Annotated in this window: 5 protein-coding genes; 1 reads left to right on the forward strand and 4 read right to left on the reverse strand. The window is 42.5% G+C overall.

Annotated elements, in window-relative coordinates:
- Window positions 1-7 precede the first annotated feature (7 nt).
- Window positions 8-1,165, forward strand: coding sequence for a histidine kinase (locus CSQ79_RS25245; protein ID WP_099703861.1), 1,158 nt, complete (start codon window positions 8-10; stop codon window positions 1,163-1,165).
- Window positions 1,166-1,186: 21 nt separating this feature from the next.
- Here CSQ79_RS25245 and mutT read toward each other — a convergent pair whose 3' ends face one another.
- The 4 genes from mutT to carB form a co-directional block, all read right to left on the reverse strand.
- On the reverse strand, window positions 1,187-1,597 hold the full coding sequence (mutT, locus tag CSQ79_RS25250) for an 8-oxo-dGTP diphosphatase MutT (RefSeq protein ID WP_099703862.1): 411 nt from the start codon (window positions 1,595-1,597) through the stop codon (window positions 1,187-1,189).
- Window positions 1,598-1,824: 227 nt separating this feature from the next.
- Window positions 1,825-2,166: a DUF760 domain-containing protein gene (locus tag CSQ79_RS25255; RefSeq protein ID WP_099703863.1), complete on the reverse strand. Its 342-nt coding sequence runs from the start codon at window positions 2,164-2,166 to the stop codon at window positions 1,825-1,827.
- A 259-nt stretch (window positions 2,167-2,425) separates the two neighbouring features.
- Window positions 2,426-3,382 carry an RNA polymerase sigma factor, RpoD/SigA family gene (locus CSQ79_RS25260; protein WP_099703864.1) on the reverse strand — a complete coding sequence of 319 codons (957 nt, stop codon included), beginning with the start codon at window positions 3,380-3,382 and terminating at the stop codon, window positions 2,426-2,428.
- A gap of 964 nt (window positions 3,383-4,346) precedes the next feature.
- The gene (gene carB / locus CSQ79_RS25265; protein ID WP_099703865.1) at window positions 4,347-7,613 is read right to left on the reverse strand and encodes a carbamoyl-phosphate synthase large subunit; all 3,267 of its coding nucleotides are present in this window, start codon (window positions 7,611-7,613) and stop codon (window positions 4,347-4,349) included.
- Window positions 7,614-7,798: the final 185 nt, after the last annotated feature.

A 7,798-nucleotide genomic window follows, 5' to 3' on the forward strand; every position in this document is an offset into this window, starting at 1 on the left:
AAATTTCATGCAGGTTTTTCCTCAAAAGCTTAGCGATCGCGCACCGCTTCAGCTATTGCTGTTTGTTGATGAACGTTCCGGTTCCCAGCAACAGAATCAGCAAATATATCACTACCTCAAAGAGTTACAAGAAAAATATGTATTTGAACTTCAAAGTATTGACGTTGGCGAACAGCCTTATTTTGCAGAACACTTTAAATTAGTTGCTACACCAGCACTGATTAAAATTTATCCAGAACCACGGCAAACTTTAGCTGGCAGTAATTTAATTGCTCAACTACAATCTTGGTGGCCGCGTTGGCAACAAGCGATCGCAGAGAAATTAGAAAATAACAGCAAATCAGATATTACATCATCACAAGATGGTGTGTGTTCAATTGCCGATTCAGCAGAAGCAATGCTGATGGCAGACGAAATTTTTAGCTTAAAACGCGAACAAGAAAAATTATTAGAACAACTACATTTTAAAGAACAAGTCATTGCCATGCTGGCACACGATCTGCGGAATCCTCTGACTGCTGTATCGATTGCCCTGGAAACTCTAGAAACAAATTTAAATCCACGTCAAGGACAACCTCAACTCACACCAAATCTAATTGCACAGTTATTGAAGCAAGCTCGGACGCAAGCAAAGTCAATTGATAAAATGATTGCTGGGTTGTTGCAAGCAGCGCGTGGAAGTGCAGCTGAATTAAATATTCAGCCACAGAAGTTAGAACTACAGCAACTTTGTCACGATGTCCTCACCCAATTAAGCGATCGCGCGAATGACAAAAATCAGAAAGTAGAAACTGATATTCCCCACGATTTACCACGTATTTATGCCGATCAAGAAAGAGTTCGCCAAGTTCTAATCAACTTGTTGGATAATGCAATCAAGTACACGCCAACAAATGGCACTATCCGAGTTTCTGCGCTACATCGCACAACTCAAAAAATTCAATTGAGTATTTGTGACACAGGTCCTGGAATCCCTGAGGAAAACCGCGATCGCATCTTTGAAAACCATTTTCGCTTAGAAAGAGACCAAGCAAAAGATGGCTATGGAATTGGTCTTTGTCTGTGCCAGCGAATTATTAGAGCACACTATGGTCAAATTTGGGTAGATTGCCCACCCACAGGTGGCTCTTGCTTTCACTTCACGCTACCAGTTTATCCAACTTGAAGATGTTTTCTCAAACCGAAACTAGCTGCTTGTTTGGGCGTATCTTTTAAGAGCAGCAATAATTTGAGTATTAGCTGTAGGGAAAGAATACTGCTCAATTTCGTTTAAACTGACCCAGAGAACTTCATCGCATTCGATTGGCATTGGCTCACCAGATAAATGCTTGCACAAATGTACTGTTAAAGTCACTTGTAAGTGTGGGTAAGTGTAGTCAATTGTAATTAAATGTTCGCCAACGTCAATTTCAATTCCTAATTCTTCTTTAATTTCTCTTCTAATACACTCTTCCACCGTTTCTCCTGGCTCAATCTTACCACCAGGAAATTCCCATAGTCCGCCCAACTTTCCTTCTGGACGACGGCGATCTATCAGAATTTGTTTTTGGTCATTCCAAACAACAGCAACACCGATAATTTTATGCGGAACTATCACCCAGAAACCTCTTAATGGAGTTATCGAGCGTACAGATATATAGTCATCTATTCAACTACTACTGGCAATAGTATCTGTTGAGTTGTGAATACTGGTAATCTCTCTGCCAAAATTATATAACTCGGCTGAGCGAGATGTTTGCTTGCCGAGTTCATTGTTGGTTAGATATAGGGTGTACTATATGCTGCAGCGATGTTCGATGTAACATAGTACAAGTACAATCATAGCTATTCATGTGCTGAGTTACTGGCTTCAGCTGCTTGCAGAGATTTCTCAAATAGCATCCTTTGCTCTGCATTACGCAAGAAATAACCGCTCATCATTGCTGACGCTAGCAGACGCCCTAGATTCTCGCGGGTTGTTGTAATGCTAACGTTGAAATTTTCTGGAGGCAAATTTCCTAGAAGTCCGATAATATTGCGTTCCATAATTTGAAACACTTCCCCAGAAGTAGGTTTAGAGAGTTGATTAACGGATTCTGGACTTAGCCCTTGAACATACTGCCATAATAGACCGCTGTTCTCTTCGCCATCAAAAAATCTTGAAGCTTGGTTAGATACGTCGCTCACTGGTACCTCCGGTTTAGCTATAGTCTATTCTCAATTGAGAGGCTTGACTATGCTGTTAAAAATTGAACTAACTATCGTTTTCTTCTGCAAACTAATGTAACAAGCTCTAATGCTTGCTGTAGTTGGTGAAACCGAACACGACGGTGACGGATTCTCTCACCCTGAGAAGACAAGGGTAGGCGGGTAGTAGGGTAGTAAGGAAAAAACAGCTAATTAAATCTCTCAATCTCTACAACTCGCCAACTCTACAACACTCTTTCTAGCTTGCTAAGTACTGATCCATATCAGCTTTGCGTTTGCGCAGCTTTGTGAGGGCTTCACGCTCAATTTGGCGAACACGTTCGCGACTAATATTGAGGCGATCGCCAATTTTTGCTAGTGTCATTGATTGTCCATCGACTAAACCAAAACGGAGTGACAATACCTCACGTTGCTGTGGTGTCAGATCTGCCATCATCTGTTCAATGTCAGTAGACATACACGATTGCAGCACAAAATCTTCTGGAGAAACGCCGGTATCTTCTAACAACTCTCCGAGTTCTGTATCGTGATTATCTCCTACACGTAGGTCTAAAGATAATGGTAGTCGCGCCCGTTCTAAATATTCTCTTACCTGTTTGGGAGTTAACTCCAGTTCAGTGGCTAACTCGGAAATGGTAGCAGCACGCCCTAGTTGCTGAGATAGCTGTCGCTGTGCTTTTTTGATTTTATTCAGCTTCTCGGTGATGTGAATTGGTAGCCGAATTGTTCGACCTTTTTCTGCGATCGCCCGCGTAATTGCTTGACGAATCCACCAGTAAGCATACGTTGAAAACCGATATCCCTTTGTCGGGTCAAACTTTTCTACACCACGCTGCATCCCAATGGTTCCTTCTTGAATCAAGTCCAACAAGTCCACGTTACGCTTGATGTATTTTTTAGCTACCGACACAACTAGTCGGAGATTTGCCTCTACCATTTTTCGTTTGGCAATTTCTCCTAAAGCGATCGCCTTGCTAATTTCAGCAGGATTTATCCCCGCAGTTGCAGCCCACTCTTCTAGGGACGGTTCTCGATTTAACTCGACACTGAGAGTCTCTTTGATTTCTTGCAGGGCAGTTGAGCGCTGCACTTGTTTGCCATACAATATTTCTTGCTCGTGGGTTAAAAGTGGTACACGACCAATTTCTCGCAGATAAGTCCGCACGAGGTCTGTGGCTGTCTGAGCAGTCTTCATGGCACTACGCTAGTAAATTGATAATCAGAGGTTTGGCGAGATGGTGCAATCATTGACTGGCAACTTTTATGCAAAGTCACACTCAACAAAGATTAAATGATTGTTGATTATGAACAACTTAAGTGTTTGACCCCAAAGTTTGACCAAATTTGAACTTGGAAACGATAACTCGAGACAAAGTAGCTAAAACTTGTCTTGTCACCACTTCATTAAATTTGAATACTCCTATGTTAACTATTGTAACCTTTATTAGTCCAGTGTTGCTAATTTTCAGTGTTTGAACTCCCAGGGTAAGTGCTAAATTATCACGCTGCTGTTGTACTCCCCACCGAGCTAATAGCTGAACTGAGTTGCTACAAAGTTAGTCTGACTGATTTTTTTCTACAGCCTAACTACTAATCGTTCTCACAATTGCATCTTGGAAAACAAAACGTTGTAAAGTTTGATTTAATTTTTTGCTAGTTGTACTTAGGATGTTTATTTTAATGCAGGAATTGAATTTTCTGCCGTAAATTTGGTTTAGATACATTTCTTTACATTCTATTAGTTAAAAATGAGAGTTATGATATATGTGTATTTTTAGTTACCTTGTTTTTACTTACTTATAGCCTGTTAATGACGAGAGCAGTTGTGATTCATAGAGTTTTTGAATTACATAAAGTCCTACTACATCTAAAATACCGAAGTTAAATAATACAGCAGAATTTAGAAAGCCTTCTTGAAACTTCTAAACTCTTTATATCTTTAGGGAAGATATTTCATAATACTAAATGTTGCAACAAGCCATAGATTTAGGTAAAAGTTATGATAATTCGACAAAAAGATGCGACAGCTTAGTTCTCCAAGCCTTTATCAACCGAGTGTTGTGTAGTTCCCTGAAATAGGCAAATTTAGAATTACAGCCAAGCCGCCGCAGTATAAATAGAGCACATAGCCCTTCCTTTGGGCTACATATATCCGATTCTTACCTAGCACTGATGTAATCTTGAATCGCCTTCACACTCAAAGGCGTTGCTTGTAAAGAACGGATAGCCGCAGCAGTTGCTTTAGCACCAGCGATTGTTGTGATGATTGGAATTTTATAAGCTAGTGCAGTGCGACGAATTAGGCGCGCGTCAGTTTGGGCTTCTTCGCCAGAGGGAGTATTGATAATCAGTTGAATTTGTCGGTTCTTAATTGAATCTAGAACATTCGGGCGTCCCTCATGAAGCTTCAGAATTAATTCAACATCTAAACCATGCTCTTTGAGAACCCGCCGCGTACCGTCAGTCGCAACAACTTTAAAACCTAAATCGATGAAATCTTTGACAACAGGGACAACAAGTGTTTTATCGCGATCGCTCATTGAGACAAACACCGTACCCTGACGCGGTAGTGTTTCGCCAGCGCCTAATTCTGCTTTAGCAAAGGCTTTACCAAAATCACTGTCAATGCCCATAACTTCACCAGTCGAGCGCATTTCTGGTCCTAAAATCGTATCTGTACCAGGAAACTTATTAAATGGCAGTACAGCTTCTTTCACTGCGATGTGATTTGGCAAAGGTTCCTGCATAAAATTAAGTGATTCTAGTGTTTCACCTGACATAATCAACGATGCCATTTTTGCTAGGGGAATACCCGTTGTCTTGGACACAAAAGGAACCGTCCGCGAAGCACGGGGATTTGCTTCTAGGATGTAAACTTGAGGATTATAACCGTGAGCGCCGACAACCGCGAATTGAATGTTCATTAATCCAATTACTTGGAGTCGCTGCGCTAGTTGAACAGTCCAAGTCCGGATTTTATTTAATACCGAAGATGGTAGCGAAATTGCTGGTAAAGAACACGCTGAATCACCTGAGTGAATTCCTGCTTGTTCAATGTGTTCCATAATTCCGCCAATGACAACTTTACCTGTGCTGTCGGCGATCGCATCGACATCAACTTCAATCGCATTTTCGAGAAACTTGTCGATTAAAATCGGGTGATCTGGCTCTACTTGTACCGCAAATGTCATGTAGCGTTCGAGATCTGTATCCGAGTAAACTATTTCCATCGCCCGTCCGCCTAAGACGTAACTCGGACGCACAACAACCGGATAACCAATGCGACTAGCGATCGCCAGGGCATCTTGATAACTGCGTGCAATTCCATTCGGTGGTTGGGCAATATCTAACTCGTTTAATATCTTCTCAAACCGTTCGCGATCTTCAGCAGTATCGATTGAATCAGGAGAAGTTCCCCAAATCCGAGTCGGAAGCAATTCTTTGACTTCTGGGCGGTTTAAATATTCTTGTAACGGTACTGCCAATTTAAGTGGTGTTTGTCCGCCAAATTGAATGATGACTCCGACAGGCTGTTCTGCCTCAATGATATTTAATACATCTTCTTTGGTGAGCGGTTCAAAGTAAAGGCGATCGCTCGTATCGTAGTCTGTCGAGACGGTTTCGGGGTTTGAGTTTACCATAATTGTTTCAAACCCTGCGGCTTTAAGCGCATAGCTTGCATGACAACAACAATAGTCAAATTCAATACCTTGTCCAATGCGGTTAGGACCACCACCTAGAATCATGACTTTTTGTTTATCTGATGGTTGAACTTCGGATTCTGCTTCGTAGGTGGAGTAGTGGTAGGGAGTATACGCTTCAAATTCTGCGGCGCAGGTATCTACTGTTTTGTAAACGGGGACGACACCAAGTTGTTTGCGATACTCGCGTACTGCATCTTCGGTTGTTTTCGTTGCAAAGGCAATTTGGCGATCGCTAAATCCCTGACGCTTGACTCCATAGAGTTGCTCTTTTGTCAACTTCTCCAAGGGCGTCCGCTTCAGAAATTTCTCTGTGTCGAGCAACTGCTGCATTTTATCTAAGAACCAGGGGTCAATTCCCGTAAGTTCGTAAATATCTTCAGTACTTAGCCCAAGCTGCATGGCATGACGTACTGCAAAAATTCGTTCAGGGTTTGGCGTGCGCAGTTGAGCGCGAATTTGTTCGCCACTAGGAAGTTTTTCAGAGCGATCGCATCCCCAGCCAGCGCGTCCAGTTTCAAGCGATCGCAAGGCTTTTTGGAACGATTCTTGAAACGTCCGTCCAATTGCCATAGCTTCTCCTACTGACTTCATTTGTGTCGTCAGTACAGGTTCAGAACCAGGGAATTTTTCAAAGGCAAAGCGAGGAATTTTTGTAACTACATAGTCAATGGTTGGTTCAAATGACGCTGGAGTTTTCTTGGTGATATCGTTTTTGATTTCATCGAGCGTGTAACCAACGGCTAGTTTGGCGGCGAATTTAGCGATCGGGAAACCTGTAGCTTTAGACGCCAAAGCCGAACTGCGCGAGACGCGGGGGTTCATCTCAATCACGATGACATCGCCATTAACCGGATTCACTGCAAATTGAATATTAGAACCGCCTGTTTCTACACCAATTTCACGAATAATCTGAATCGAAGCATCGCGGAGGCGTTGATATTCTTTATCTGTAAGCGTTTGGGCAGGAGCAACCGTAATTGAATCTCCGGTGTGAATTCCCATCGGATCGAGGTTTTCGATTGAGCAAATAATCACGACATTATCTGCCAAGTCGCGCATCACTTCGAGTTCGTATTCTTTCCAGCCTAATAGCGATTGTTCAATCAAAATTTGGGAAACTGGACTGGCATCAATTCCCCCTTGTGCCATTATTTCAAACTCTTCTTGGTTGTAGGAGATACCACCACCACTACCGCCCATTGTAAAGGCAGGGCGAATAATCAGGGGATAGCTACCAATTGTGAGCGCGATCGCTTTTGCTTCATCAACCGTAGAAGCGATACCGGAGGGACACACACCCACTCCGATTTTTTCCATTGCCTGTTTAAATAGTTGCCGATCTTCAGCTTTTTCAATTGCAGGGAGCTTCGCACCGATTAACTCAACGCCATACTTTTCTAAAACTCCATTCTTTGACAAAGCTACAGCAATATTGAGCGCCGTTTGTCCGCCCATTGTTGGTAACAGAGCTTCAGGGCGCTCTTTGGCAATAATTTTCTCAACAATTTCCGGTGTCAGCGGTTCAATGTATGTCCTGTCCGCTGTCTCCGGATCAGTCATAATTGTTGCCGGATTTGAGTTCACCAGCACCACCTGATATCCTTCTTCGCGGAGTGCTTTACAGGCTTGCGTACCGGAGTAATCAAACTCGCAAGCTTGTCCAATCACAATTGGACCGGAGCCAAGCAATAGAATTTTATGGATATCGTCGCGGCGGGGCATAGTCTTTCTACCTAGAGAAGGAATTTTTGAATCCTGATTATTTTAAGCGGCAATGCCCCTATTAATTGTGGTTTATTTAGCAAGTTTTCCAAGATTTGATGACTTAGTGAGAAGTCAGGGGTCAGAGATCGGGGGTCAAAGAAGAAATTCGTTGCAATCACTTACTCTACTAACCACTTCTTTCA

The organism is Gloeocapsopsis sp. IPPAS B-1203 (genome assembly GCF_002749975.1).
Taxonomy (GTDB): Bacteria; Cyanobacteriota; Cyanobacteriia; order Cyanobacteriales; family Chroococcidiopsidaceae; genus Gloeocapsopsis.